The organism is Wohlfahrtiimonas sp. XWW7 (assembly GCF_056716055.1).
The window spans coordinates 2,110,688-2,136,566 of sequence record NZ_CP168032.1 but is presented as its reverse complement, the minus strand read 5'-3'; the positions used below and the strand labels follow the sequence as shown (position 1 = coordinate 2,136,566).

Genomic DNA, 25,879 nt, shown 5'->3' with positions numbered 1-25,879 from the left:
GTGAGTACTTTTTGGGAATAAATATGAATTATCATAAATATTACTCTGTGGACGTTGTGAATGGGCCGGGTACACGATGCACATTATTTGTATCAGGCTGTATGCATCAATGCAAAGGTTGTTATAACAAACGTACTTGGAAAGTTACTTCAGGCAAGCTTTATGATGAAGCTTTAGAGAATCAAATCATTCACGATCTACAAGATACAAAAATTAAGCGCCAAGGTTTATCGTTATCAGGTGGTGATCCTTTATTGCCTGATAATTTGCCAAGCATTTTAAAACTATTGCAAAGAGTGAAAAATGAATGCCCTAATAAAGATGTTTGGGTTTGGACAGGTTATCGATTGCAAGATTTAACGGATGAGCAAAAAGTGCTTTTGAGTTATATTGATGTATTGATCGATGGTCAATTTATAGAATCAGAAGCAGACAAAAAATTAATTTGGCGCGGTAGCCGAAATCAGATCATTCATTATTTACATTTAAAATCATAACACTAAGGAGCTCATCATGAAAAAATTATTCATTACTCTGTTATTACTTTCTGTAACATCGTTATCGTATGCAGATTCTATTCGCTGTAAGAATAAATTAGCGAGAACAGGAGATGCGAAAGCTTATGTTCTTGAGATCTGTGGGCAACCCATTAGTGATGAAGTTGTGGCATGGGAAAATGATGTTATATACAAAAATAATATCGCATATAAAGAAAATAATGTTGCCATTAATCATGTGACATACAAAGAAAACGGCAATATGAAAACTTTAATATTTAAAGGTGGAATTTTAACTAGCATCATTGATGCTAAAAAATAATCTTGATGATTTTGTTGATATAGAAAAAGCCCATGATCAACATGGGCTTTCATTCTTTTCGCTAGCTAAAATTGATTATTTAGCTGCTTTGCTTTTAGCGATCAAGTCACGCAATACGTAATGTAAGATACCGCCAGCTTTGAAGTAATCCACTTCGTTCAATGTATCAATACGGCACAATACAGTGAATTTAGTTTCTTTACCTGTTGCTGGGTTAGTTGCAACAACGTTGATGTCTTGATGAGGTTTGATGTCATCATTGAAATCGATGTGGAAGCTTTCAGTACCATCTAAACCTAATGATTCTGCATTGTCACCATTTTTGTATTGAAGTGCCAAGATGCCCATGCCGATTAAGTTAGAACGATGAATACGCTCGTAGCTTTCTGCAATTACAGCTTTAACGCCTAATAGGTTAGGACCTTTTGCAGCCCAGTCACGGCTTGAACCTGAACCGTACTCTTTACCTGCTAAGATGATTAGTGGTGTTTGATCTACTTTATACTTCATTGCAGCATCATAGATCGCCATTACATCGCCAGTAGGTAAGTACTTAGTCAAACCACCTTCAATGCCAGGGATCATCTTGTTACGGATACGGATGTTAGCAAATGTACCGCGCATCATCACTTCGTGGTTACCACGACGAGAACCGTATGAGTTGAAGTCTTCTGGTGCAACACCGTGCTCGATCAAGTAACGACCAGCTGGAGAATCTTTTTTGATTGAACCTGCAGGTGAGATGTGATCCGTTGTGATTGAGTCACCAAATACAGCCAATACGCGTGCATTATCAATTGATTTCAATGCTTCGATTGGTTTGTCAATGTGCTCGAAATATGGAGGATGCTGAACGTATGTTGATTTTGCATTCCACTCGTAAGTTTCGCTATCAGTTACTGCGATAGATTGCCATTGTTCATCACCATCAAACACGCCTTCGTAACCTTTTTGGAACATGTTGCTTGTGATCATCAATACTTCTTTTGCAATCTCTTCGTTGGATGGCCAAATGTCCGCTAAGAATACATCTTTACCATCAGCTGTTTGCGCGATTGGATCTTTTGTCAAATCAATGTTCGTAGAACCAGCGATCGAGTAAGCCACCACTAAAGGAGGAGATGCTAACCAGCTACCACGGATTTGTGGGTGAATACGGCCTTCAAAGTTACGGTTACCAGATAAAACACCTGAAACAGTCATATTGTTGTCATCGATTGCTTTTGCAACAGCAGGAATTAACGGACCTGAGTTACCGATACAAGCAGTACAGCCATAACCAGTTAAGAAGAAACCAACTGATTCTAAGTGTTCCATCAAACCAGCTTTTTCTAAGTATTCACTTGCAACTTTAGAGCCTGGTGCCAATGATGTTTTAACCCATGGTTTACGAGTCAAGCCAAGAGCAGCTGCTTTCTTAGCAACTAAACCTGCTGCCATCATTACGCTTGGGTTAGAAGTATTTGTACAAGATGTGATTGCTGCAAATACAACGTCACCATGATGTAATTTTAAATCAACGCCATCAATGTTGATGTCTACTGCTAAATCAGGATTTTCTACGCTGTCAGCAATGAATTTTTTGCTTGTTGCAGGTAAGTCAGCCAAGATTACGCGATCTTGTGGGCGGCTTGGGCCAGCGATACTTGTTTCAACTGTACCCAAATCCAACTCTAATACGTCTGTGAATACTGGTTCATCACCAGCGTTACGCCATAAACCTTGTGCTTTTGCATATTCTTCAACACGTTTAACTGTGTCAGCATCACGGCCTGTTAAGCTCATGTAGTCTAAAGTGATTTGGTCAACAGGGAAGAAACCAACTGTTGCGCCGTATTCTGGTGCCATGTTAGAGATTGTTGCACGGTCAGCCAATGGTAATTCTGCTAAACCATCACCAAAGTATTCTACGAATTTACCCACAACGCCTTTTTTACGAAGCATTTGTACAATGGTTAATACTAAGTCAGTTGCTGTTACGTGGCTGCGTAATTTACCAGTCAATTTGAAGCCTACAACTTCAGGGATCAACATTGAAATTGGTTGGCCCAAGATTGCAGCTTCAGCTTCGATACCGCCAACGCCCCAACCTAAAACAGATAAACCATTCACCATTGGTGTATGTGAGTCTGTACCTACGCAAGTATCAGGAATGACCCAATCTTTGCCATCTACTTTAGAAACCCAAGCAGTTTTTGCTAAGAATTCTAAGTTAACTTGGTGACAGATACCAGTTCCTGGTGGCACTACGCTGAAGTTATCGAATGCTTTTTGGCCCCAACGTAAAAACTCATAACGCTCACCGTTACGTTCCATTTCCATGTCAACGTTTTGTGTGAATGCATTGTTTGTGCCAAAGTTATCAATCATTACAGAGTGATCGATGACTAAATCAACGGGTGATAATGGGTTGATATTTTCTGGATTTTCACCAGCTTTAACCATTGCATCACGCATTGCTGCTAAGTCAACAACTGCTGGAACGCCTGTGAAATCTTGCATTAATACGCGCGCAGGGCGATATTGAATTTCGCGATCAGATTTACGATCTTTCAACCAATCACGAATTGCTTCGATGTCTTGTAAGTTAACAGTTTTGTTATCTTCATAGCGAAGTAAGTTTTCTAAAAGTACCTTCATTGATTTAGGTAGCTTAGAAACATCCCCCAATGTTTCGGCAGCTTTTGCAATTGAATGATAAAGAAACTCTTTATCACCAACTTTTAGCGTTGCTTTGGATTGTAAACTGTCGATTTGACTCATGCTCCACTCCTTGTTAGGTAAACAAATTACTAAAATTTATAAATTCGGCTTTGATTCGATAACCTCTTTTAACAATATGTTGTTAGAAAGTAATTTTTCAAGCCTTGAATAATCCTCGTTTATTATATGCAAAGAAGCCGTTAAGACAATCCTATTTGAGGTATTGTTGATATTTGAAGTTATTTATCATCTCGATCAAGATTATCAATATGACTTTTTCATAAAAATTATTAATAATAGATGCACTTTTTAGGAATTAGTCATAAAAACCGTTTGTTGATAGAAATTAAGGAGTTTAGATATGTCAGTAGATGCATTAAAAGCAATGTTGCCAGATTACGCTAAAGATATGCGTTTGAATTTAAGCAATGTATTGAGTGAAGCTGGTTCAGAAGGTTTGACTGAAAAGCAAATCGCGGCAATTGCAGTTGCTGTTGCTTTGAGCACTAAATCAAAGGTTTTGATTGAAAACATTGAAGCATTTGCAGCACCAATTTTGACTGAAGAAGAGATGAATGGCGCTAAAATTGCATTCAGTATTATGAGCATGAACAATGTTTACTACCGTTTTGTGCATTTAACTAGTAATAAAGAATATGCAACGATTCCAGCGCGTTTGCGTATGAATAGTATGGCAAATCCTGGCCTTGATAAAGTGACATTTGAACTAGCTTCTATGGCTGTTTCAGCTGTGAATGGCTGTGGTATGTGTTTAGATTCACATGAGAAAAACTTGCGTGATCATCAAGTCACTACACAAGCAATCCAATCATCTGTGCGCATTGCTGCGGTATTGTTCTCTGTTGGTTGTACATTAAACTAATCATTAGATTTAATTTTGATATTCAAAGCCTGCAAAGCAGGCTTTTTTATTGTGTTTTTCATTGTTTATCAATCAGTAATATATTTAGATTATTTGGGGCATATGCTGTTAAACTAATTGATTCGATTGTGCTTACTTACCGATTGATCATAGAACTAAATTTTCTGAAACTGTTTAATATAGATCAAGATTAAATACAAAAAAGAGGCAGGTAAGCCTCTTTTTTTGAGAAAAAATGATTGATTTTTATGCTATCTCAATTGTAGAATCAATATTTAATTGATATGCATCAGCTTTATGTGTTCGCTTCCACCATCCAAATTAACGGTTTAAGCTCTTGTCCTGTGAATGGTTTTGTATTTTCGCTGCTTGGAATGGATGGATCTAGACGCATTTTTGTCAGCATGATTAATTCTGCAAACTCAGGAATATCTGTTGGATCTTTACCGAGCTGATCCAATGAATAACCTAAAATTGCCAATTGAGACAATATAGATTGTTGGCGGATCATGAATTCATTGTAGTAATGGAAATCCCCATGGAACTTTTGGGGCTCTTTTTGCATGCGCGTTAATGAATTGGATAATTGAATGATTAAAGCTTGTGTATCTTTAAGTTTGATATAAAAATCAGATGTATCTGTTGTCTTTTTAATCCATGCATTTTCAAGAATTTCTAAAAGATCATACATATGGAAGCGAATACGATCAGCTAAACGAGGGGCTTCTCGTTTTTCCCAAGAAGGTAAAAAGTAAATGGTGAAGGAAATGGCAATCAAAGCACCAATCGCTGTATCTAAAATACGTTCGCCTGCTAATGCTAAACCAGATGTACTGATGCCAATATTTAAAGTGAGTAACACATACAAAGTTGTGAACATGACAGATAATTTATAATCAATACTACCCAAAGCATTACTGAGAATAACGCCGATGAAAATATAAACAATAAGATAAGTGATAGGCGGTTGGAATGAGATCACAATGCCCACTAACATACAGCCCATGATCGTACCAATGATTCGATCGCGGCTTCGCTCTTTTGTGATGCTAAAACCAGGGCGCATCAATGTCATAATGGTAAAGGCAATCCAGAAACTGTGACCAAGAATTTGCTTTTGTTCCAGAACAAGATTAATAAAAGTTAAGGTGCAGAACATAGCTGTTGCTGTTCGGATTGCAAAGCGCATGTAATCCGAAGAGAAGGATAAGTTTTCTTTCAAAATATTCCAAGACCAATAACTGTGAGAGATATATTTTTTGAAATTATCACCCAGTGCAGGCGCATCAATTTGCCCAAGTAAAAGCTGCCTGATCTTATCAAGTTGGCGATTCATCACCCAAGCTTTACGATAATGAGAAGCCAAAACATGATAAGCATCTTGTGCTGAACCTTCTAAATTTTGATTTTTAAGGATCTCTAACTCATATTCTAAAGCTCGCAATTCTGCCTTAAATCCGAGACGACGGATCATTTCACCACCGCCTAATGTATGCATGCCCATTTCATCTAGATTATTGGCAGCTTTAGCATATAGATCACGGAAGAAGATTTGAATGTCTGAGTTTTCGTAGGATTGACGGATTGTCGTGAAATCTTGATAAGGTGCCACTAAGCGATCATAAATATCTGTTAACAGTGATAGTTCTCCTGCCATTTTGATGATTTTAGGATCATGACGATTCGGTGCACGATACAATAGATCTCGTACTTGTTGTAGTTCCGAGACCAAAAAAGTTTGTGACTCAATGAGATTTGCAAACTTTTTATCCAAATCATTATTTTGTCGATAACATTCAGATAAGGCACGTAAATATTTGGATAAACGAATATAACAGCCTGATAATGTTTGTCTTAAAATATAGTCAGCAAAATATTTTGCAAATATGAGTGCATAAATGACATAGAAGATTGAACCAAAGGCAAAATCTATCACATATTCTGTGAATGTATAAGTATTTCGCCCTGTAATCATGGCGATAAATATAAAAGTAAAGCCAATTGTTGTCGCTTTTGGGCCAAAACAACTGATGAAGTTACTGAAAAATACGACAATGGATAAAGAGAGAATGAATGCTAAGGAAAATCCATTGAACTGCGCAAAATAAAATGCGATGGCTAAAGTACCAAATAGCGACAACAGTAATTCATTGCGTTTATGTTTGAAGGAGCCAATCTGATCAGCAATGCCAATGGTTAAGCTTGCATAGCCAACAGTTACCAAATTTTTGGATTCTCCACCCAATAAATAGACAATTAAAACAGGCAAAAAGACGCCAATGCCTTTATACAAGCCCATTGTAAAGTCATAAGTAAAGAAGAAACGGTAGATATTAGTCAGCGATCGATTCATACGAAGTTAAAATAATGATTTAACTGGGAAGAAATAAGTAAGCTCATCATTATAGATGAGCTTACATAATCAATCTAGGGTAAAGGCTTTTATTTTTGCATCAAAATGTAATCTAAATGATCACGGAATTTATCAGCAGGTACATAGCCCATCACGCGGTATTTAGGAATCTCATTGCCATTTTGATCAAAGAATAAGATGGCTGGAGGACCAAAAATACCAAAGTGCTTTTGAATTTGCTGATTAGTCTTGGTATTTTCTGTGATGTCCGTACTTAAAACATTCAATTTTGTGAAGCGTTCTTTCACCTCTGGATCACTGAATGTATATTTTTCGAGCTCTTTACAGGCAACGCACCAATCCGCACCAAACTCTAGCATTGTGATTTTTCCATGATTATTTTGTAAAGCTTCATTTAAACCATGTAATCCAACGATTCCAGTAAAGCTTGGCAGCTCTTTTTTCTGTAAACTTTCATAACCATAGAATCCTGAGAATCCTAAAGTTAATAATGTGGGGATCAAGAAAAATTTTGGCAGTTGTTTAGATCTGAATATTTTAATGATGAACCAAAGTGTCAATGCTAAGGCGATGGTTGCATAAAGTATATTCTCCCAAAAATGAGATAAAATTCTACCTAAGAAATAAGCTGCAATCCCTAACATAATGAACCCAAAGAACTCTTTGATAGCATTCATCCATGGGCCAACTTTAGGTAATAGATAACCTGAAGATAGACCAAGAATTAATAGAGGCACGCCCATTCCCATGCTCATAGAAAATAGGGCAAAGCCACCTAATACATAATCTTGAGTTTGTGAAATCAGTGTGATGATGCCAATTAAAGGTGCTGTGACACAAGGGCCAACAATCAGTGCCGAGAGTGCGCCCATAATAGCCGCGCCAGCATATGTTCCACTTTTAGATTTACCTGCAAATTTGTTTAAATAGTTTTGGATAAATACAGGCATTTGCAGTTGATATGCACCAAACATACTTGCGGCCAAGACAACAAATAGCAATGAGAAGCCAATTAAGACATATTTGTTTTGGAGTGCTGCGGACAATCCACTGCCGAGCATAGCAGCAACAATGCCTAAAACTGTGTAAACAATGCCCATTGCTAAAACATATGAAAGAGAAATTAAAAAGCCACGGGATTTAGTTAGGTTTTTTTCACCAGTTAAAATGCCTGATAAAATTGGTAACATTGGTAATACGCAAGGTGTAAAGGTTAACAAAACACCCAATAAAAAGAATAAAGGTAATGCTAAATATTGCTGCTCTTTTAAGAAAGAACCTAGGCGATCATGTTCATTTAACAAGCTGCTAGGTACTTCATTATCAGTTTCTGTGATCAATAAGTCAGGCGTTGTAATGGATGGATCGATTACGATGGACTGCTCCCATTGATAGGGTGCGAAACATAAGCCTGCTTTTGCACAACCTTGTGCTTCAATATTTAAATAGAGAGTATTAACATTAGTAATGGCTCGATCAAATTTGATAAGCATCTCTATGCTGTGATCATAAATGGGTTGCTCGCCAAAAAACTCATCTTCATGCATGATGGCTTCAGGCCAGATGATTGCTTGAATTTTTATATCTTTGTTCAAAGGTTGAATAGAGATTTTATTTTTATAAAGGTAGTAATCTGGGTTGATCTCCCAAATTAGAGAAATTTCATTGTCACTTTTTTTAAAGATCTGTGGTTTAAAAACTTGCTCAGGCGGCAAAAAATCCTGTTGAGTATTAACAAGAGATGGTTGAGTTTTTGTTTGATCTTGTATGAGTGAATTAGAGAAGCTTTGCGCTTGAACTTGAGTGCCAAATAAGGCAAAAACGATGAGAAGTAAAAGGCTTGTTGCCATGACTTTTAGAGAGAGATGTTTCAAAACCGCACCTTTCCAAATTGAAGTGAATCAAGAACAGGAGATTATCTCACATAAAATGTAAATTGTTTAAGATTTACGCTTGACGATTAAAAATATATCGCTATAATTACTTCACTTTCTGCGGGAATAGCTCAGTTGGTAGAGCACAACCTTGCCAAGGTTGGGGTCGCGAGTTCGAGTCTCGTTTCCCGCTCCAAAATTTTAAAACCTCATCTTTCGATGAGGTTTTTTTATTGCCTCAGTAATAGTTGTGCATTTTTATGGTGTTCGTTATGCTTGAATGCTTAGCCTTGATGCTAAGCCATTTCCATTAATGAGGATTCAGCATGAAAAAAAATGTTGTACTGTATAGTTCTATCCCGCAAGATCAACAAGAGAGATTAGAGCAGGCTTTTAATCTGACGATTTTTGATAAAAGTCCTGATGCCAACCCTGATGAGTTTATTAACGCCATGAAGAATGCAGATGGGATGATTGGTGCTAATATGTCAACTCGCATCGATGAAGCATTTCTGGCAAAGGTACCTAATCTAAAAGCAGCATCCACAATATCTGTTGGATTTGATAATTATGATCTAAATGCTTTAAGTCAGCGAAAAGTCCGTTTGATGAATACTCCCACTGTATTAACTGAGGGTACGGCGGATCTGATTTTTACATTATTGATGGCAACAGCAAGAAGAACGGCAGAATTGTCTCAATATATTCACAATGGGCAATGGCAAAAAGGGATATCGCCCGAATATTATGGTACAGATGTTTATGGCAAAACCATTGGTATTATTGGGATGGGAAGAATTGCCAAAGCCATTGCAAAACGTGCTCATTGTGGATTTGATATGAATGTGTTGTATTACAATCGTTCATCCCATGCAGATGTGGAGTCTGAATATAAAGCTAAACGTTGTGATCTAGATGAGTTATTGAGGCAATCTGATTTTGTTGTAGTGATTGTGCCTTTGGTGAAAGAAACAGATCGATTAATTACAGCGGATAAGCTGGCGCTCATGAAGCCTACAGCAATTTTAATCAATGGTGCGCGTGGTCGCGTAATTGATGAAGCAGCATTGATTAAAGCTTTGCAGGCAAAAACTATACGAGCGGCAGGTTTGGATGTGTATGAAGTCGAGCCATTGCCAATGGATTCTCCATTGTTGAAACTAGACAACGTTTTGCTTTCACCTCATGTGGGTTCGGCAACAGTGGAAACTCGTTATGCTATGGCAAAATGTGCGGTTGATAATATCATTAATGCACTTAAGGAAGAGAAGCCTGAAGAAAATTGGGTCAATCCCGAAGTGGGTTAATGATGAATTGCATCACTGCTCAGCAATAATGACAGCGCGCAGTGGTGCAGGATAGCCTTCTATTGTTTTGTTGTGATCGTTAGGATCTAAGAAATCTTCCAATGACTGATAAGTCATCCAATCTGTTTTTCTCTGTTCTTCAATGGATGTTTGGTTTAAATCCACGCAACGAACATTTTTAAAGCCAACGCGTTTCAAGAAAATTTCTAGCATCTTAACAGATGGAATGAACCAAGTATTGCGCATTTGTGCGTAGCGATCGTGGGGAATTAAACAGGTATGCTCATCACCTTCAACAACCATTGTTTCCAAAATCAATGTGCCTTTTTTATTGAGTAACTTTTTCAAATCACTCAAATGATCAATGGGCGATCGGCGGTGATAAAGTACACCCATAGAAAATACAACATCAAAAAATTCTAATTCTTCTGTGATGGCTTCTAAGCCAATGGGTAATTGCCAAATTGGTAGCTCGGGCGTGTAATGCTTGAATGCTTTGAATTGTGATAGAAATAGAAAGTTCGGATCAATACCCAATACTGATTTTGCGCCAGCGCCTAACATTCTATAGCCATAATAACCATTGCCACAGCCAACATCTAAGACATTTTTATATTTCAAATCAATATGTGGTGCAACGCGTTCCCATTTCCAATCAGAATGCCATTCGGTATTGATAAATGTATCGCAGAATTGCCAAGGGCCTTTGCGCCACGGCATTAATTTGCGAAGGGAGGCTTCTAAAGCTACTTCGTCTGTTTGACCTTTTAAAATAGCACCATTCACTAAATCAATACTAAGGTTTTCAATTGTAGGTAATTGATCTAATATTGCTTGCCATTCGTCAAAGTTACCATGAATATTCTCTGTAATATGTTGTGGCAACCAAGTGTCGAGTTTTTGAGTCCATGCACTTAAATCAGTATTGCGGTAGAAATTAGAAATAGCAGAGTAATCAATCATAATATATTAAGGTAGGGCGACAATAGAGATGAAATTAAGGCATTGAAACCATTGGTAAACACGAGTAAATCCTGCTTCATGCAAGCGTGCTTTATGGATCTCGAATGAATCAATGCGCATGACATTTTCAATGGCTTCGCGTTTTTGAGCGATTTCTAATTCCGAATAGCCGTTGGCACGCTTAAATGCTAAATGCATATCATCGAGTACAGCTTGCTCTTCTGGATCATGAAAATAAATTTTCTCTGATAAGAATAGTGCACCTGTTGGTAATAGGCTTTGACGAATTTTAGTCAACAGTGCTAATCGTTCAGGTGGATCAATGAATTGTAGTGTTAGATTTAATACTATAATTGATGCAGGATCTAACGATATTTGAGTAATATCCGCTTGCTCTAATCGAATTGGAATTAAGCCATCGTGTACTTGATCTTGCAGTTGGAAAAATTGTGTTGCCTTTTCAATCATTGCGGATGAATTATCAATGGCAATGATTTCTGTATTGTCTGTTTTAATAGAGTGGCGCAGTGCATTGGAGATCGCGCCGAGAGAGCAACCAAGATCATAGATTTTAGAGTTATCTTCTGCAAATAATGGTGCGAATCGTCCAATTTGTTCGATAATCATTGGATAGCCCGGCGCAGATCGTTTGATCATGTCTGAAAAAACATTCACAACTTCTTCGTTGAAGGCAAAATCTGTCTTTTTTCGTTTTTCAGAAAAAATGGTATCAATAGATGACATAAGGTTATTGATGGTTAAGTTCAATTAAAGTGTCATAGTAATTGTCAATAACGCTGGATAGGTTTTTGATCTCTCTAGGTTTAGAGTACTTTAATTGATAGGTTAAGAGTTTTGCTTCCTCATTTTGGGAAAGTAACTCAAATTGTCTAGCTTGGCAGATTTGAAGTAATGCTTCGAGATTCGCTGGCTGTATTGGGTGTGCGCGATATTCTACAGAAGCACTATAATTTTTCGGTGGTTCTGTTATGACATTATCATCGAAATGATAATCGTAGTGGTCAGCTAGATCTGCATCTGCCTCAGATTCAGGATGATTATGTGTCCAATCAGTTTTATTGGACTGAAGATTAACATTTGGTTGAGCGCTTTGATCAATAGCTTTTTGAGATTCTCGCATAGAGCTTTCAGTTGCTGCACGTGCTTCGTGCAATGATTTCTTAACTTCATCAAGATGAGCTGTATCTTTGATCTGATTCGTAAAACTGTCTTTTGTATCTAAGAAAGATTGCTTCAAGTCATCCACTTGAAACTCTTTAGAAACGTCATTTTTCACCTGATCGGTGAAAGAACGGATTTTATGAATCAACGAGCCGACAGTACGGATTGTTTCAGGTAGCTTTTGAGGGCCAATGACAATCAGTGCGACAGTAAAAATGATGACGAATTCGCCAAAGCTGATACCAAACATTATTTGTTATTCAATATAGAAGTAGATATTACGCGTTATCTTTTTTGCTTTCTTTTGCAGTAGCTTCACTGTTTTCAGCTTTATGCTCAACAGTTTCAACTTTTTGTTCTTCTTTTTTATCATCTTCTTTCATTGCATCTTTGAAACCTTTCAAGGCAGTTCCCAAGTCGCCACCGATATTACGCAACTTTGCTGTACCAAAAACAGCCAATACAACCACTAAAACTACGATCCAGTGCCAAATGCTAAATGAACCCATAATACACCTCATAAAAAAACAGAATGTTAAATAGTGGAAGCATTATAATCGCTATGATGGATTTGGTATAGGCAAAGTTGGATTATTTTTGCACGAATATTTATTAATTAAGGTGAATTTCTACAGCTGATTGGTCGGTAACTGCTTTTTAATGTACCTTGTGTACATTGCCATTGAATGCTTCCACCAAAGATTTCAGGGGTTAGAATAATAGTGCCGTAATCAAGCTTTCCATTGTATTGAACAGTAATGTTGCCATGATTGATCTCAATGCTAGAAACAGCGCCGCTCATTATAGTGTTGGGTGCAGGTAAACCAGCCGCTTGATTGGTTGCAGGGAGTTTTTTATGTTCTCTGTAATATTCTGCTATGGCCATTTTGGGTGCGGATGCGAGAGCAATACCTTCTGCTGCATAGGTGCGTTTTGTATAGTCATTATAAGCAGGTACAGCAAAGGCAATGATAATTGCAATGAGTGCAACAGGTGCAATGCACGTTAAAATCAATCCAATAATATGGCCTTTCTCTGGTTGTTCACCAAATTTATTATCACCTTTAGTGCCAGCGGCAGCCATTAGAAATATGGTGAATCCTAATGCAAAAAGTCCACCAGCAAAAGGAATGAAGGAGATTAATGACAATAAGCATAACCAACCAGATTGGTCTAGATCGTGAAAGCGTAGGGCGATGGCTCTCATGTAAAAGTATTGCATCAAAATAATAATGATGATTACTAAGATTATAGTGAGAGCTTCAGATTGTAGAAAACCGCCGATTAATGAAGTAATGAAAGCGGCCAGAAATGTCATGCCATAAATCGCCCAAACAGCATTAATAAAATTTAAGCGGCCATAACGTCCGTCAAAGGAGAATTTGAAGAAAGATGGCGCATCTTCTTCGCCTAAATAGACTTTATTATTGTGTTGAGCGTTATGTGCAGGTTTTATCGCTTTGAGCTGTTGTCTTTGCGGCTTAGTTGTTTCTTTAGTTGCTTCGATAGAAATCTCTTCGAGGTTGATCAATAGACCTTTATTCTCCAGTGCGGTTTTAATTGCGTGAGCTTGCTCTAGTGCAATATCTTCTTTAATGGTAATAGGCTTACCAGAGAAGAAATTAATGCATTGCTCATCTGTCAGCTTTAAAGTACGTTTAATGTCTTGAGTAACAATGTTGACATCGTGCCCAGGCAGAATGATCCCTGAAAAAATTACTTTGTATTGTGTCATGATCTCTATCTTTAAATGTTAATTTATTCTATTATTGAATCTAAGCGAAAATACAAAGTACTATTCTAGCTAATAAAGAGTAGGATTGATATTGAAATCATAATCAAAAGTGTTTAAATTAAAATTGCGCAATAATTAACCTTGACCATTAGTTTAAATTGCCTATAATACGCTTCTGATTTGCAAAGCGGGAATAGCTCAGTTGGTAGAGCACAACCTTGCCAAGGTTGGGGTCGCGAGTTCGAGTCTCGTTTCCCGCTCCAAATAGGCTGAATAGCATAGTGGTAATGCATCGGTTTGCAAAACCGCGGATCCCAGTTCGATTCTGGGTTCAGCCTCCAAAAATTATTATGGTGACCTACATTGGTTTCCTCGCAGTGAATTATTACGCACCGTGTCAGGTCCGGAAGGAAGCAGCACACGTATTAGGTTTGCGTGCAGAGGGTCTGCTGGTGTAGGTCATCTCCATTTTAGGCAGGTAAAAATAGGAGTTCATCCAATATGGCAACACAAGCCTTGGCGCGTAAATGGCGTCCAAAAAACTTTCACGAAGTTATCGGGCAAAAGCATGTTGTCACCGCCTTAACAAATGGGTTGGATAATAATCGTCTTCATCATGCGTTTTTACTAACAGGTACTCGTGGCGTTGGTAAAACTACGCTGGCCCGAATTTTAGCAAAATCTTTAAACTGCGAAGAAGGTGTAAGTTCTCATCCTTGTGGTGTTTGTAGTATTTGTCAGGAAGTTGATCAAGGACGCTTTGTTGACTTGATCGAAATTGATGCTGCATCTCGAACTAAAGTCGAAGATACACGCGAGATTCTAGACAATGTGCAATATGCTCCGACGCGTGGTCGTTATAAAGTTTATCTCATAGATGAAGTACACATGTTATCCAATAGCAGCTTTAATGCGCTATTAAAGACATTGGAAGAGCCGCCTGAGCATGTCAAATTCATTTTGGCAACAACCGATCCTCAAAAATTACCTGTGACAGTTTTATCTCGCTGTTTGCGTTTTCATTTGAAAAAAATTCCAGCGACTGAAATCACGAATCATTTATCTATGATTATGGATGCAGAGCACATTAGCTATTCATCAAAAGGTTTGGAATTGATAGCTAAATCTGGCGCAGGCAGTATGCGAGATAGTTTGTCCTTATTAGATCAAGGCATTGCTTATACAAATGGTGACTTGCAATTTGAATCGATTCAAACAATGTTAGGTTTAATGGATGATCAATATACGTTAATGATCTTAAAGGCTCTTGCAGATTTAGATCAAACAGCAGTGTTGCAAGCATCCAAACAAGTGATTGCATCAGGTGCTGATCCATTTGCGCTATTGGAGGCGTTGATAGACGCATTCCATCAATTAACATTGCTACAAATAGATTCAAGCTTTATTGATTTAGATGATACGCACCAAGAGGAATGGTTATCTTTATCTGAGCAAATGTTGGCGGAAGATTTACAACTCTATTATCAAATCGCTTTACATGGTCGTAAAGATCTAGAAATGCATCCTGAGCCATTGATGGGTTTGGAGATGACTTTGTTGCGTATGTTGCTGTTTACGCCAGATAGTAATCATTCAGCGTCCGCTAGAAAAGTCGCGCCAAAAGCGGCTGCTCACACTCAAGTTGCGCATTCCAGTTCAGTTGCAAAACCATCTTTTGCCAATATTTTGAATGAAGTTCAAGCTGAGCCGACAGTAGAAAGGATAATGCCAGCGCCAGTTGTTGAACCGACTATTGAACCAATAGTTGAAGTGGCTGCTACTGTTGCAGAAGAAATTATTCCGCCTTGGATTGATGATGAAATGAATGAATCATCGCCAATAGTGATGGAAAAAATATCTGCGAAACCTGTTGAATGTATAGAGAATGCTCAGTCTTTAATTGCTTTAAACAATAATGAAGAATGGCTGGAAATCGTTCGTAATTTAGAAATTACGGGATTGAGTTTAGGGATTGTGCGTAATTTGGTTTTTGAATCTTTTGATGGGCATTTGTTGACATTAAAAAGATCCCAATCAGATCATGCATTCAATATTCCAGATGCAGAAAAAAATATTGCCGAAGCAGTTGGTAAAATTTTAAGTTCTGATATTCAGTGTAAGATTGCAGCCGTTGAATTTGAAATGGTGGAAGATGATTTTAATCATAGGGCAGATAAAGAGCTGCATGCGAAAAAAGTCGATGCATTGGTGCAAATTAAAAATGATCCAGTTGTGCAATTATTAGTGACTGAATGTCAGGCAAATGTAATTGATTCATCGTTAATACTGGCTGATGAATAGTGTATAATACAAATTTTTAGTGAAGGAAATATCCAAATGATGATGAAAGGCGGTATCGCTGGGATGATGAAAAAAGCCCAGAAAATGCAAGAAGATATGATGAAAGCACAAGAAGCATTGGCAGAGATCAATGTTGTGGGTGAGTCAGGTGCAGGCTTAGTGAAAATTGAAATGTCATGCCGTCATGTTGTTCGTAAAATCGAAATCGATGATTCATTATTATCGGATGATAAAGAAATGTTGGAAGATTTGATTGGTGCGGCATTTAATGATGCTTTATCTAAAGTAGAATCTACTTCTCAAGAAAAAATGAAATCTGTAACAGGTGGATTGGATTTGCCTGCTGGTATGAAATTACCTGGTTTCTAATGAATAGTTCGCTTTATCCAAAAGCGCTTAAAAATCTGGTGGATTCTTTAAGAATCCTGCCAGGTATTGGGCAAAAGACAGCGCTGAGAATGGCGCTTTATTTGCTTGAGCGTAATCCAAATGGTGCGCAGAAACTAAGTTTAGCCATTGAAGGTGCAATGACGGATATTCGTAAATGTACACAATGTCGTAATCTAACAGATGAAGATATTTGCTTGGTTTGCAGTGATCCAACACGTGATGAATCATTGTTGTGTGTGGTTGAAAATCCTGCAGATGTATTCGCATTATCACAATCTGTTGAATATAAAGGCTTATATTTTGTCTTAATGGGTAATCTTTCGCCATTAGATGGCATTGGCCCTGAGGATGTGGGTTTGGATTTATTGGAAGAGCGATTATCTAAAGGTGTTATCAAAGAATTGATTTTAGCAACCAATCCAACAGTAGAAGGTGAGGCAACTGCATTTTACATTGATGAAATTGCCAAGCCTTACAATGTGCAAGTCACAAAAATTGCACATGGTGTACCGATGGGTGGAGAACTAGAATATTTAGATAGCAGTACACTTTCTCATGCTTTTAGAGCGAGACAGCGATTTTAGGATGTGATGATGAGTACAATTTTTACAAAGATTATCAATAAAGAAATTCCTGCAACCATCATTTATGAAGATGATGAAATTTTGGCATTTCGTGACATTAGTCCACAGGCACCCGAACATATTTTGGTCATTCCCAAAAAAGAAATTCCAACAGTGAATGATATTGAAGAGGCTGATGCAGCATTAGTGGGGAAATTATTTTTAACAGCTAAAAAAATCGCTAAAGAGTTAGGCTTTGATGAAAAAGGCTACCGTTTAGTGATGAACTGTAATGAAGATGGTGGCCAAACGGTTAATCATATTCATATGCATATTTTGGCTGGCCGTCAATTAAGTTGGCCACCAGGCTGATCAAAGGATCAAACATTATGAATTTAAAAGATTATATTATTAGTATTCCTGATCATCCTTTGCCAGGCGTAATTTTCAGAGATATTTCGCCATTGTTGGGTAATGGTGAAGCTTATGCTTATGCGACTAATCAATTGGTGGAATTTGCAAAAGCAAAAGGTGTGCAGAAAATTGTAGGCCCTGAAGCGCGTGGTTTTATTGTGGGTTGTCCCGTTGCTTATGCTTTAAATGTTGGTTTTGTACCTGCAAGAAAGAAAGGCAAATTACCGCGTGAAACGGAATGTGTTGAATATGCTTTGGAATATGGCACAGCATTGATTGAATTGCATAAAGACGCAATTCAACCAGGTGAAAAAGTGCTGATTTGTGATGATTTATTGGCAACAGGTGGCACAATTGCAGCAACCATTGAGTTGGTGGAAAAATTAGGTGGGGAAGTTGTTGGCTGTGCTTTTTTAGTGGAATTAACAGAGCTAAAGGGCCGAGAAAAAATCAATGGTTATGACATTGTCACTTTGATGGATTTTTAGGTCTTTTAAACAACATATATATTTGATGTGATCTGATATGATGATCACATCTATTGATGAATGATTGGATTTTCCTTTGAAAAATATAAGCCAACGAAAAAAAATCTATATTGCGTTGATCTTGGGTTTAACACAAGCACCATCCATGGCTCAATCTCCGCCATCGGGTGCATTTGGTGCATGTCGAGTGAGCCCTCTTGCTGAATATGTTCAACCAGCATCCAATGATGCAGATAATGAAACAGTTTATTTGTCAGGACGATATGCAGATAGCAATGAACAATTTTCCACGATTAGGGAAGACATTGTTGCGTATTATGGCAATGCAAGAATCGATGCGGATCACCTTGTTTTAGATCGACAAAAGAATGTTTTAACGGGCAAAAAGCAAAATATTCGTTATGCATCAGATTCAGCGGTGATCGAGTCTGATAGTTTTACTTCGTATCTTAATAGTCGAGAGTATGAAGGTGAAAATGTAACTTATTACATGCATCAGATTGAAGCGCAAGGTAAAGCACGTTATGCGATTAATCGTCAAAATGAAGGGACCTCAGATTTTGAGCAAGTGACATATTCAACTTGTCCTGTTGGTACAGAAGTATGGCAGTTATCGGCAGATGAGTTACATTTAGATGAAGAGACTGGGCGAGGCGTTGCGCGTCACGCTAAATTAGCGGTCTTTGGCGTACCAGTTTTATATTCGCCATATTTTTCTTTTCCGATAGATGATCGCAGACAAACGGGTTTTTTATTCCCTGTTATTTCTATGGATAAAAGTGGTGGATTGTCTGTCAGAGCGCCATATTATCTTAATATCGCTCCTAATTTTGATATGACATTAACGCCAGGTTTTTATACAAAACGTGGTTTGATTTTAGGTGCAGAAGCCCGTTATTTAAATGAATGGCAATATTCAACTTTGGCGGTGGAAGTTTTACCACATGATCGAGTTTTTAAGAAAGATCAAAATAATCGATATAATGCTGAATTAGCATCAGGTAACCCTAATTACAAAAAAGATAATACAACACGTTGGTCTGTATTCTTCGAGCAGCAGTTAAGATTTTTGCCGAAATTAAATGGTAGAATTTTATTCCAACAAGTATCTGATGATCAGTATGCTGAAGATATTCAAGATGCCGTTGGATTATTAACAAAAACAAACTTAGAACGAGTAGGTGAGTTAACTTATGCGGATCAAAACTGGCAGGCGAAATTACGTTTCCAACATTTCCAAGTTTTAGATCGCGATGTGATTCCAAATGATCCTTATGCGCGCATGCCGCAGTTGTTATTCAATGGTGAATGGATAACAGATAATGGTATTTATTATGGTATTTATGGTGAAGCCGTTAATTTTACAACGAATGTAACGCGTAGTTTACCGAATCGACCAAAATCAGGTGTTCGTTTAGATGTGATGCCTTATGTGGGATTCCGTGCAGAAAATTCTTGGGGCTTTTTTGAGCCACGATTGGCATATCGTTATACGCATTATGACTTGAAGTATCAAGATTTTTCAGGTTATCAACGCCCAAATCAGCCATCAACATTGAATAGAAGTTTACCAATTTTTAGTGTAGATACTGGGATTGTATTGGAGCGTGACACATCGTTTAAGAACTTATTTGGTGGTGGTAATTTTGTTCAAACTTTAGAGCCGAGATTGTTTTATTTGTATGTACCATATCGCAATCAGTCAGACATTCCGATTTTTGATACAGGTTCTGTTACACCAAGTTTTGATAGTTTATTTGCAACGAATCAATTCACAGGGGCAGATAGGCAGGGTAATGCTAATCAAATCACAACAGCTTTAACTACGCGCTTTATTAATGAAGAAACGGGTGTTGAACATTTTAGATTATCAGCAGGGCAGATCTATTATATTGACGATCCTCGCACAACTTTAGGCAAGGATTTACCGACAAAAGGCGAATGTTATGCTGTTAATTCAGGCTTTTCTAATGTTGCGGAACGTTGTAATAGAAATCGTAGTTCAGAGTGGTTCATTGAAAGTAATGTTCAATTAACGGAAGATTTTTCTGGGCGTATGACATGGCAATGGTCGCCAGATAGTAAAAAGACAACGCGTTTATCTTATGACTTAAAATATCAGCCAGAAGACCGTAAGATTATTAATGTAGGTCAGCGTTATTCTAGGGATCGTAACTATAGTAATGACTATATCACTCATCAATTAGATGTGACTTCTTATTGGGCAGTTAATAGTAATTGGGCTGTTGTAGGGCGTTATAACTACTCTTTACAAGAAAATCGTCTTAATGACTCATTCTTAGGATTTGAGTATAGTGATTGTTGTGTCGCAACTCGTGTTGCAGCGCGTTATTATCGAAATAATTTATTAGATCAAAAGAAAGAGTGGAAAGCTTACTTGCAGTTTGAGTTTAAAGGTTTGGGTAATTTTGGTCCGAACACTGATAACTTGTGGAAAGATACCATTTATGGCTATCAAACTAATACACTCACACGTAACAGGCAACAAGATTTCTAACAGATTTTTAAAAGTTATAGCGATAAAAAACCAAGTTGAAGAACTTGGTTTTTTATTAAGAGTTATATCATCTTCTATCGTTCAATGATCGCGCCACCTAAACAGATATCTCCATGATAAAACACAATGGATTGTCCTGGTGTGACTGCGCGTTGCGGGTCTTTGAAATCAACGAAGATACGGCCATCTTCTAAGAATTGAATAGAACAAGATTCATCTTGTTGACGGTAACGAATTTTTGCAGTGAGATTTTGATTAATATTTTCTAAATCAATATTGGTATTGATCCAATGAACATCACGTGCTGTCAATGATTGTTTATACAATGCTTGATGTTCACCTTGGGCGACAATCACGCGATTGTTTTCAATGTCTTTTTCTACAACAAACCATGGTTCGCCTGAAGAGTTTTTCACACCGCCAATGTGTAAGCCTTTACGTTGGCCAATGGTATAAAATGATAAGCCTTGGTGTTCACCGATTTTTTCACCATCGACAGTCATCATATCGCCAGGTTTGGACGCAATGTACTGGCCGATGAATTCATTGAAATCACGCTCACCAATGAAGCAGATGCCTGTGGAATCTTTTTTATCATAAGTGATGAGTTTATGTTTTAATGCAAGCTCTCGGACTTGAGGTTTTTCTAAATCGCCAACAGGGAATAGAGCATTCTTGATTTGTGTTTGACTCAGTAGATGTAAAAAATAACTTTGATCTTTGTTGTTATCTAAGCCTTTTAATAAATACGTTTGTCCATCTTTACGAGCCGTGCGCGCATAATGTCCAGTTGCGATGTAATCCGCACCCATTTCATTAGCATAATCTAAGAAAGCTTTAAATTTGATCTCTTTGTTGCATAAAACATCAGGATTTGGTGTTAATCCCATTTTTAATGTTTCTAAAAAGTATGAAAAAACGCGCTCTTTGTAGTTCTCTACAAAGTTCACTTTATGTAATGGAATGCCTAAAGTATCGCAAACTTTTTGGGCATCTTTGACATCTTCTTCTGCGGAGCAATAACCTGTTTCAAAGTTATCTTCCCAGTTTTTCATGAATACGCCATGAACATCTGCGCCTTGTTCTTTCAATAAAAGTGCTGCAACGGATGAATCAACACCGCCAGACATGCCGACGATGACGCGTTTACCTTTAATATCTTCTTGAATCATGTTATTTACTCAGTTGCTCCTGCATCATCTGCTGCATCGTTAGTGGAATTTCCACGAATTCTTTCGTATGGCACATAAGTTGGTTTGCCATTTTTACCGACGCCAAATTCGATTTGGCATTGGCCATTGATCCAGTCGTATTTTGTGGATTTGTTTAGGCTGTGGCCGTTGTATGAACATTTCACATTGTTATAAATGGGCTTAATGCAAATTAAAGTAATGATGGCAAACATCAATACTACGCAAGCAAAAAAGCTTTTCTTTTTGTGCCAAATGAAAAAGAAAATGGGAATTTCTTTATGTTTTGCATAAGCAATAAAGCTACCAACAATAATAACTAACCCAATGAATTGAAATAATAAAAAGAAGTACAAGATCGCTCCTTTGAGGAATCAATAAACAATTAGTCACAATTTTACCATTATTTGCTCTAGAATGAGAGCTCAATAACATTTAATAAGAGGATATGGAATGTTAACTATTGAACAGATGAATAGCCATACGCGTGAAACATTAGTAGGGCATTTAGGCATTGAATTTACTGTGAGCGAAGATGGTTATGTGGAAGCTACCATGCCAGTGGATGAAAGAACGATTCAATCATATGGCTACTTGCATGGCGGTGCAACAATTGCACTGGCAGAAACGGTTGCAGGTGTTGGTACTTTTAGCATAGCTCTGCCTGAGAAAAGTTGTGTGGGGATGCAAATCAGTGCAAGTCACATTTCTTCGGCGCGTACAGGAGAAATAGTTGTGGCAAAAGGACAGATTGTCCATCGAGGTAAAAGCACTCATGTTTGGGATGTGAATATTTATGCAAAAGATGATGATCGTTTAATATCGACGATTCGTGTTACGAATGCGATTGTTAAAAATCGCAATCCAAATGTTTTTGCGGAATAAGAGATTGTGCTTATTCGAGAGTTTTTGAAAGAATCTCATTCATTTGAATCAATAGATGATCTAAGTGAATGACTGCTTGTTTTAATAACTCTCGATCTTTATTTGTGAGTTTTGAATAAGGTTGGTGCAGGTCGCCAGACCGATAGCGGTATAATATTGCTTCAATGTTGTTTTCTATTTGAGCAAACTCTTGATAGAGTGGTTTTGGAAATAGTGAGCGAGTTTGATGAACAATTAAATGAATCCCTTCCATGTTGGCTGCAATTTCGCCAAGGCCAGAGTAACTGTACAAGCTATCGTGACCAGGCAATTTATGCACCAAGATTTGCCGAATAAATTTTGGCCATAGATCTATCATATGTTTAAAGGTGATTTCCTGATGTTCTAGAAAATGAATCATGACTTCTAGATTGTTAATGAGTTTCTTGCTTTCAACTAAAGAGCGAGCAATATCATGTTTGATAAACAGCTCATATTCTAAAGCATGAAAACCGATAAAATTAATGTCATTGGTATCATTAGGGAGATCATTGATCCTAATATCGACAAGATTATTCAGATTGGGAAACAGTAGAATCAAAGGGCGAACAGATTCATATTGATAATGTGCTTTAATATAATCCTCTTTTGCAGCCTCTACTTCACCTGCTTCTAGTTTGCGAGAAAGTCTTTCTAGCATCTCTTCTGCATTTTTTACACGTTCCACAGAAAATAAATAGTATTGTTGTGTGGCTTTATTGTGTTGGATAGAGTGAACCTCTGCCAAGGCAAAAGCATTAGCTAAATAGAGTAGCAGCCATAAAAGTATGTGGTTCACGATCGCTCCTAAGTGTTGCAGTGTCAACAATTAATAATGATCAAACATGAATCTATTGTTTAATAAGTAAATATTAATAACACATTTTTATTGTGTTATTTGTGTAATTATCATCATTATTATGTATATATAAATTATTTGATTTACTAATAAATGGTTTGTAATATCATATTATCTTTATCATACACAAAAACCTCCAAAAGTTGGAGGTTTTTGTATTTTTTTATAATAGATTAATTTATAAATTAATCTATTATAAAAATTTATTGTGCTGTCTTTTCTTCTGGTGCTTTTGGCAAAATAAGATTTAATACAATGGCTAAAACTGCAGCCAAGCCAACACCTGCAAATGGGAAGTTGCCCACGTTGATTGTGTAGCCACCAACACCTGTGATCAATGTTGCACTGATGATCACTAAGTTGCGAGGGATCATGATGTCCACTCTTGCATCAATTAACGTTTTTAAACCAATGCTTGCAATTGTACCGAATAATAGGATCATAATGCCGCCCATGACAGGTAATGGAATGGAATTCAAGAATGCATTGAATTTACCCATAAATGCCATAGCAATTGCAAAAATTGCAGCGTATGTCATGATTTTAGGATTATCATTTTTTGTGATCATCACAGCGCCCGTAACTTCACCATAAGTTGTGACTGGTGGGCCACCGATTAAACCTGCTACACAAACACCCAAGCCATCACCTGCTAAAGTTTTATCCAATCCTGGGTCTTTCGTAAAATCTTTGCCTGTCACTTTGCTGATTGCCATAATGCCACCAATGTGTTCGATTGCAGGTGCAATTGCAACAGGTAACATGAAGAGTGCGGCCAACCAATTTACTTCAGGTTTTTGGAATTCAGGAATTGCAAACCATGTCGCATCTGCCAATAGCTCTAAGTGTAAAATCTCTTTGCCATCATTTAAATGGGCAGACAATCCTGTTAAATCTGAGATTAATGCCAATAAATAACCAGCGAAAATACCACCCAAAATCGGAATTAGACGAAATAGGCCTTTGCCAAAAATAGTGATTAATACGGTGACTGCAAATGTTGCAATCGAAAGGCCAATTGCTAATGTGTCATTCATAATGGCTTGACCGCCGCTAATGCCCATCGCCATTTGCGTTGCAGTGACGGCAACAGACAAACCAATCACCATGATGACAGGGCCGATCACAACAGCAGGAATTAACGTATTCACTAAGCCGATACCGCGCCAACGAATGATGGCTGCAAATACAAAATACATGAAACCTGCAGCAAATAAACCAAACATTGTTGCGCCCATTCCCCAAGTTTCTAGTGAGAAAATGATTGGCGTGATGAAAGCAAATGATGAGCCTAAAAAAATAGGCACTTTGCGTTTTGTGATGAGTTGGAATAAAAGAGTACCAATACCAGCACCCAAAAGTGCCATAGAGGGATTTAAACCTGTTAATAATGGGACTAGAACCATTGCACCGAATGCAACGAATAGAATCTGTACGCCTGAGATTAGATCTTTAATGGGCTGCACAATAATACGCTCCTGTGAGATTTTTAGGGTGAGAAAAGCGTGCGCTAGTATAGCACCAATCCTTTGATTGTTAGATAAAAATATCTCAATCACTCTGGATTAGCATAATAATTTTATACAGAAAAAAAGCAGGGCTATTCGTTAGTGATATACTGACAGATCTTTAAATAATATATTCAGGATCAAAATGATAGCGTTATCCCGTCAAAAAATAATCATCATGCTATTAGCTGTATTAGAACTTCTTTTAATTCCGATTGTTCTGTGGCTAGCAGATTGGCAATGGCAATTGGATGAAACATTTGACAATGTTGATCAGGTTTTATTTTGGATTACAGAATCAGGCAGCGCCATTATTTATGCAGCATTAACCAGTCTGTTTTTGGTTTTGATATTATCTGTGTTTGCTAGACAAACACCATGGATCATCATAGTGTTTACAGCACTATTTTTGCTAATGAGCACACAAATTATTAAAACAGGATTAAAAGTTTTTTATAAAGAGCCAAGGCCTTATACAGGTTATTTAATTGAGCAAGGCGTTAATTTAGATCATTTTTATCAAGAGAAACGAAGCGTTCGCAAAGAACTTGTCATCAGTGCTGTTGAAGATAATGCAACGATGCCACAGTATTTAAAAAATCATTGGTCAAAAGAAGTGGGTTACTCATTTCCATCTGGACATACAGCATTTGCAATGACGTGGTTGATGATGTTTATTTTGATTTTACCAATGAATAGAAAGCGTGATTGGGTGTTGTTTTCTATCGTATATGCTTGGACAGCCCTGATGATGATCAGTCGAATTAGATTTGGTATGCATTATCCTATTGATGTCTTTGTTAGCACATTATATGTACCAATCGTATGTGTAATTTATGCTAAGTTAACGCAACACACTAAATTTACGCCTGATCAACTATTTTCATATGTAACACGGAGGTAAT

Annotated in this window: 24 protein-coding genes, 3 tRNA genes and 1 other RNA gene; 16 read left to right on the top strand and 12 right to left on the bottom strand. The window is 37.5% G+C overall.

Translation table 11 applies throughout. The features are described 5' to 3' along the window. The first annotated feature begins 23 nt into the window (after nt 1-23). Together nrdG and ACA100_RS10190 are read left to right on the top strand one after the other, a co-directional pair. Complete coding sequence (gene nrdG / locus ACA100_RS10195) at nt 24-497, top strand: anaerobic ribonucleoside-triphosphate reductase-activating protein (protein WP_481077600.1); 474 nt, start codon at nt 24-26, stop codon at nt 495-497. A gap of 16 nt (nt 498-513) precedes the next feature. Continuing rightward, nucleotides 514-819 carry a DUF2845 domain-containing protein gene (locus tag ACA100_RS10190; RefSeq protein ID WP_481077599.1) on the top strand — a complete coding sequence of 102 codons (306 nt, stop codon included), beginning with the start codon at nt 514-516 and terminating at the stop codon, nt 817-819. 75 nt (nt 820-894) lie between these two features. Here ACA100_RS10190 and acnA read toward each other — a convergent pair whose 3' ends face one another. Further along, the gene (gene acnA / locus ACA100_RS10185; RefSeq protein WP_481077598.1) at nt 895-3,582 is read right to left on the bottom strand and encodes an aconitate hydratase AcnA; all 2,688 of its coding nucleotides are present in this window, start codon (nt 3,580-3,582) and stop codon (nt 895-897) included. A 301-nt stretch (nt 3,583-3,883) separates the two neighbouring features. Between acnA and ACA100_RS10180 the strand changes: the two genes are divergently transcribed. Next, nucleotides 3,884-4,405 (top strand): carboxymuconolactone decarboxylase family protein, encoded by a 522-nt coding sequence (locus tag ACA100_RS10180; protein ID WP_481077597.1) that lies wholly within the window; start codon nt 3,884-3,886, stop codon nt 4,403-4,405. A gap of 295 nt (nt 4,406-4,700) precedes the next feature. Here ACA100_RS10180 and ACA100_RS10175 read toward each other — a convergent pair whose 3' ends face one another. Both ACA100_RS10175 and dsbD read right to left on the bottom strand, forming a co-directional pair. Next, complete coding sequence (locus ACA100_RS10175) at nt 4,701-6,704, bottom strand: FUSC family protein (protein WP_481077596.1); 2,004 nt, start codon at nt 6,702-6,704, stop codon at nt 4,701-4,703. Between the two features lie 143 nt (nt 6,705-6,847). Further along, on the bottom strand, nt 6,848-8,653 hold the full coding sequence (gene dsbD, locus ACA100_RS10170; RefSeq protein ID WP_481077595.1) for a protein-disulfide reductase DsbD: 1,806 nt from the start codon (nt 8,651-8,653) through the stop codon (nt 6,848-6,850). Between the two features lie 120 nt (nt 8,654-8,773). Here dsbD and ACA100_RS10165 point away from each other — a divergent pair. After that, nucleotides 8,774-8,849 (top strand) — tRNA-Gly (locus ACA100_RS10165). A 130-nt stretch (nt 8,850-8,979) separates the two neighbouring features. Then, nucleotides 8,980-9,960: a 2-hydroxyacid dehydrogenase gene (locus ACA100_RS10160; RefSeq protein WP_481077594.1), complete on the top strand. Its 981-nt coding sequence runs from the start codon at nt 8,980-8,982 to the stop codon at nt 9,958-9,960. Nucleotides 9,961-9,972: 12 nt separating this feature from the next. On the opposite strand, the gene cmoB is transcribed toward ACA100_RS10160, so the two are convergent. From cmoB to ACA100_RS10135, 5 genes are all read right to left on the bottom strand, one after another. Continuing rightward, the gene (gene cmoB, locus ACA100_RS10155; protein ID WP_481077593.1) at nt 9,973-10,923 is read right to left on the bottom strand and encodes a tRNA 5-methoxyuridine(34)/uridine 5-oxyacetic acid(34) synthase CmoB; all 951 of its coding nucleotides are present in this window, start codon (nt 10,921-10,923) and stop codon (nt 9,973-9,975) included. Between the two features lie 6 nt (nt 10,924-10,929). Continuing rightward, nucleotides 10,930-11,667, bottom strand: coding sequence for a carboxy-S-adenosyl-L-methionine synthase CmoA (gene cmoA / locus ACA100_RS10150; RefSeq protein WP_481077592.1), 738 nt, complete (start codon nt 11,665-11,667; stop codon nt 10,930-10,932). Nucleotides 11,668-11,671: 4 nt separating this feature from the next. Further along, nucleotides 11,672-12,355 carry a Sec-independent protein translocase protein TatB gene (tatB, locus tag ACA100_RS10145; RefSeq protein ID WP_481077591.1) on the bottom strand — a complete coding sequence of 228 codons (684 nt, stop codon included), beginning with the start codon at nt 12,353-12,355 and terminating at the stop codon, nt 11,672-11,674. A gap of 28 nt (nt 12,356-12,383) precedes the next feature. Then, nucleotides 12,384-12,614, bottom strand: coding sequence for a Sec-independent protein translocase subunit TatA (tatA, locus tag ACA100_RS10140; RefSeq protein WP_481077590.1), 231 nt, complete (start codon nt 12,612-12,614; stop codon nt 12,384-12,386). 107 nt (nt 12,615-12,721) lie between these two features. After that, complete coding sequence (locus ACA100_RS10135; RefSeq protein ID WP_481077589.1) at nt 12,722-13,840, bottom strand: pilin; 1,119 nt, start codon at nt 13,838-13,840, stop codon at nt 12,722-12,724. Between the two features lie 187 nt (nt 13,841-14,027). Between ACA100_RS10135 and ACA100_RS10130 the strand changes: the two genes are divergently transcribed. The 9 genes from ACA100_RS10130 to ACA100_RS10090 all read left to right on the top strand — a co-directional run bounded on the left by ACA100_RS10130 (nt 14,028) and on the right by ACA100_RS10090 (nt 20,514). Further along, nucleotides 14,028-14,103, top strand: a tRNA-Gly gene (locus ACA100_RS10130). Nucleotides 14,104-14,107: 4 nt separating this feature from the next. Next, a tRNA-Cys gene (locus tag ACA100_RS10125) sits at nt 14,108-14,181 on the top strand. A 20-nt stretch (nt 14,182-14,201) separates the two neighbouring features. After that, nucleotides 14,202-14,298: signal recognition particle sRNA small type (gene ffs, locus ACA100_RS10120), an RNA gene on the top strand. Between the two features lie 43 nt (nt 14,299-14,341). Further along, the gene (gene dnaX, locus ACA100_RS10115) at nt 14,342-16,141 is read left to right on the top strand and encodes a DNA polymerase III subunit gamma/tau (protein ID WP_481077588.1); all 1,800 of its coding nucleotides are present in this window, start codon (nt 14,342-14,344) and stop codon (nt 16,139-16,141) included. A gap of 39 nt (nt 16,142-16,180) precedes the next feature. Beyond that, on the top strand, nt 16,181-16,510 hold the full coding sequence (locus ACA100_RS10110; RefSeq protein ID WP_481079127.1) for a YbaB/EbfC family nucleoid-associated protein: 330 nt from the start codon (nt 16,181-16,183) through the stop codon (nt 16,508-16,510). Next, nucleotides 16,510-17,115 (top strand): recombination mediator RecR, encoded by a 606-nt coding sequence (gene recR, locus ACA100_RS10105; RefSeq protein WP_481077587.1) that lies wholly within the window; start codon nt 16,510-16,512, stop codon nt 17,113-17,115. Before ACA100_RS10110 ends, recR begins: the two co-directional genes overlap by 1 nt. Nucleotides 17,116-17,124: 9 nt before the next feature. Next, nucleotides 17,125-17,466: a histidine triad nucleotide-binding protein gene (locus ACA100_RS10100; RefSeq protein ID WP_481077586.1), complete on the top strand. Its 342-nt coding sequence runs from the start codon at nt 17,125-17,127 to the stop codon at nt 17,464-17,466. A gap of 17 nt (nt 17,467-17,483) precedes the next feature. Beyond that, on the top strand, nt 17,484-17,996 hold the full coding sequence (locus ACA100_RS10095; protein WP_481077585.1) for an adenine phosphoribosyltransferase: 513 nt from the start codon (nt 17,484-17,486) through the stop codon (nt 17,994-17,996). Nucleotides 17,997-18,072: 76 nt separating this feature from the next. Further along, a complete protein-coding gene (locus ACA100_RS10090; RefSeq protein WP_481077584.1) occupies nt 18,073-20,514 on the top strand; it encodes an LPS-assembly protein LptD in 2,442 nt (813 codons plus the stop codon). 74 nt (nt 20,515-20,588) lie between these two features. Here ACA100_RS10090 and mnmA read toward each other — a convergent pair whose 3' ends face one another. Both mnmA and ACA100_RS10080 read right to left on the bottom strand, forming a co-directional pair. Continuing rightward, nucleotides 20,589-21,686: a tRNA 2-thiouridine(34) synthase MnmA gene (gene mnmA / locus ACA100_RS10085; RefSeq protein ID WP_481077583.1), complete on the bottom strand. Its 1,098-nt coding sequence runs from the start codon at nt 21,684-21,686 to the stop codon at nt 20,589-20,591. A 5-nt stretch (nt 21,687-21,691) separates the two neighbouring features. Further along, nucleotides 21,692-22,060, bottom strand: coding sequence for a hypothetical protein (locus tag ACA100_RS10080; protein ID WP_481077582.1), 369 nt, complete (start codon nt 22,058-22,060; stop codon nt 21,692-21,694). A 97-nt stretch (nt 22,061-22,157) separates the two neighbouring features. On the opposite strand from ACA100_RS10080, the gene ACA100_RS10075 reads away from it, so the two are divergent. Beyond that, on the top strand, nt 22,158-22,589 hold the full coding sequence (locus tag ACA100_RS10075; RefSeq protein WP_481077581.1) for a PaaI family thioesterase: 432 nt from the start codon (nt 22,158-22,160) through the stop codon (nt 22,587-22,589). Between the two features lie 10 nt (nt 22,590-22,599). Here ACA100_RS10075 and ACA100_RS10070 read toward each other — a convergent pair whose 3' ends face one another. Together ACA100_RS10070 and ACA100_RS10065 are read right to left on the bottom strand one after the other, a co-directional pair. Then, nucleotides 22,600-23,406 carry an EfeM/EfeO family lipoprotein gene (locus ACA100_RS10070; protein WP_481077580.1) on the bottom strand — a complete coding sequence of 269 codons (807 nt, stop codon included), beginning with the start codon at nt 23,404-23,406 and terminating at the stop codon, nt 22,600-22,602. A 263-nt stretch (nt 23,407-23,669) separates the two neighbouring features. Next, the gene (locus tag ACA100_RS10065; RefSeq protein ID WP_481079126.1) at nt 23,670-24,872 is read right to left on the bottom strand and encodes a uracil-xanthine permease family protein; all 1,203 of its coding nucleotides are present in this window, start codon (nt 24,870-24,872) and stop codon (nt 23,670-23,672) included. A gap of 247 nt (nt 24,873-25,119) precedes the next feature. Between ACA100_RS10065 and ACA100_RS10060 the strand changes: the two genes are divergently transcribed. After that, the gene (locus tag ACA100_RS10060; protein WP_481077579.1) at nt 25,120-25,878 is read left to right on the top strand and encodes a phosphatase PAP2 family protein; all 759 of its coding nucleotides are present in this window, start codon (nt 25,120-25,122) and stop codon (nt 25,876-25,878) included. Nucleotide 25,879 lies beyond the last annotated feature (1 nt).

Bases quoted from the DNA above. Each gene is read 5' to 3' on its own strand.
- mnmA (WP_481077583.1), bottom strand. From the start codon at position 21,686: ATGATTCAAGAAGATATTAAAGGTAAACGCGTCATCGTCGGCATGTCT.
- ACA100_RS10100 (WP_481077586.1), top strand. From the start codon at position 17,125: ATGAGTACAATTTTTACAAAGATTATCAATAAAGAAATTCCTGCAACC.
- ACA100_RS10180 (WP_481077597.1), top strand. From the start codon at position 3,884: ATGTCAGTAGATGCATTAAAAGCAATGTTGCCAGATTACGCTAAAGAT.
- ACA100_RS10060 (WP_481077579.1), top strand. From the start codon at position 25,120: ATGATAGCGTTATCCCGTCAAAAAATAATCATCATGCTATTAGCTGTA.
- cmoA (WP_481077592.1), bottom strand. From the start codon at position 11,667: ATGTCATCTATTGATACCATTTTTTCTGAAAAACGAAAAAAGACAGAT.
- tatB (WP_481077591.1), bottom strand. From the start codon at position 12,355: ATGTTTGGTATCAGCTTTGGCGAATTCGTCATCATTTTTACTGTCGCA.
- nrdG (WP_481077600.1), top strand. From the start codon at position 24: ATGAATTATCATAAATATTACTCTGTGGACGTTGTGAATGGGCCGGGT.
- ACA100_RS10190 (WP_481077599.1), top strand. From the start codon at position 514: ATGAAAAAATTATTCATTACTCTGTTATTACTTTCTGTAACATCGTTA.
- cmoB (WP_481077593.1), bottom strand. From the start codon at position 10,923: ATGATTGATTACTCTGCTATTTCTAATTTCTACCGCAATACTGATTTA.
- ACA100_RS10075 (WP_481077581.1), top strand. From the start codon at position 22,158: ATGTTAACTATTGAACAGATGAATAGCCATACGCGTGAAACATTAGTA.
- ACA100_RS10065 (WP_481079126.1), bottom strand. From the start codon at position 24,872: ATGGTTCTAGTCCCATTATTAACAGGTTTAAATCCCTCTATGGCACTT.
- recR (WP_481077587.1), top strand. From the start codon at position 16,510: ATGAATAGTTCGCTTTATCCAAAAGCGCTTAAAAATCTGGTGGATTCT.
- tatA (WP_481077590.1), bottom strand. From the start codon at position 12,614: ATGGGTTCATTTAGCATTTGGCACTGGATCGTAGTTTTAGTGGTTGTA.
- ACA100_RS10160 (WP_481077594.1), top strand. From the start codon at position 8,980: ATGAAAAAAAATGTTGTACTGTATAGTTCTATCCCGCAAGATCAACAA.
- acnA (WP_481077598.1), bottom strand. From the start codon at position 3,582: ATGAGTCAAATCGACAGTTTACAATCCAAAGCAACGCTAAAAGTTGGT.
- ACA100_RS10110 (WP_481079127.1), top strand. From the start codon at position 16,181: ATGATGAAAGGCGGTATCGCTGGGATGATGAAAAAAGCCCAGAAAATG.
- ACA100_RS10175 (WP_481077596.1), bottom strand. From the start codon at position 6,704: ATGGGCTTGTATAAAGGCATTGGCGTCTTTTTGCCTGTTTTAATTGTC.
- ACA100_RS10135 (WP_481077589.1), bottom strand. From the start codon at position 13,840: ATGACACAATACAAAGTAATTTTTTCAGGGATCATTCTGCCTGGGCAC.
- dnaX (WP_481077588.1), top strand. From the start codon at position 14,342: ATGGCAACACAAGCCTTGGCGCGTAAATGGCGTCCAAAAAACTTTCAC.
- ACA100_RS10095 (WP_481077585.1), top strand. From the start codon at position 17,484: ATGAATTTAAAAGATTATATTATTAGTATTCCTGATCATCCTTTGCCA.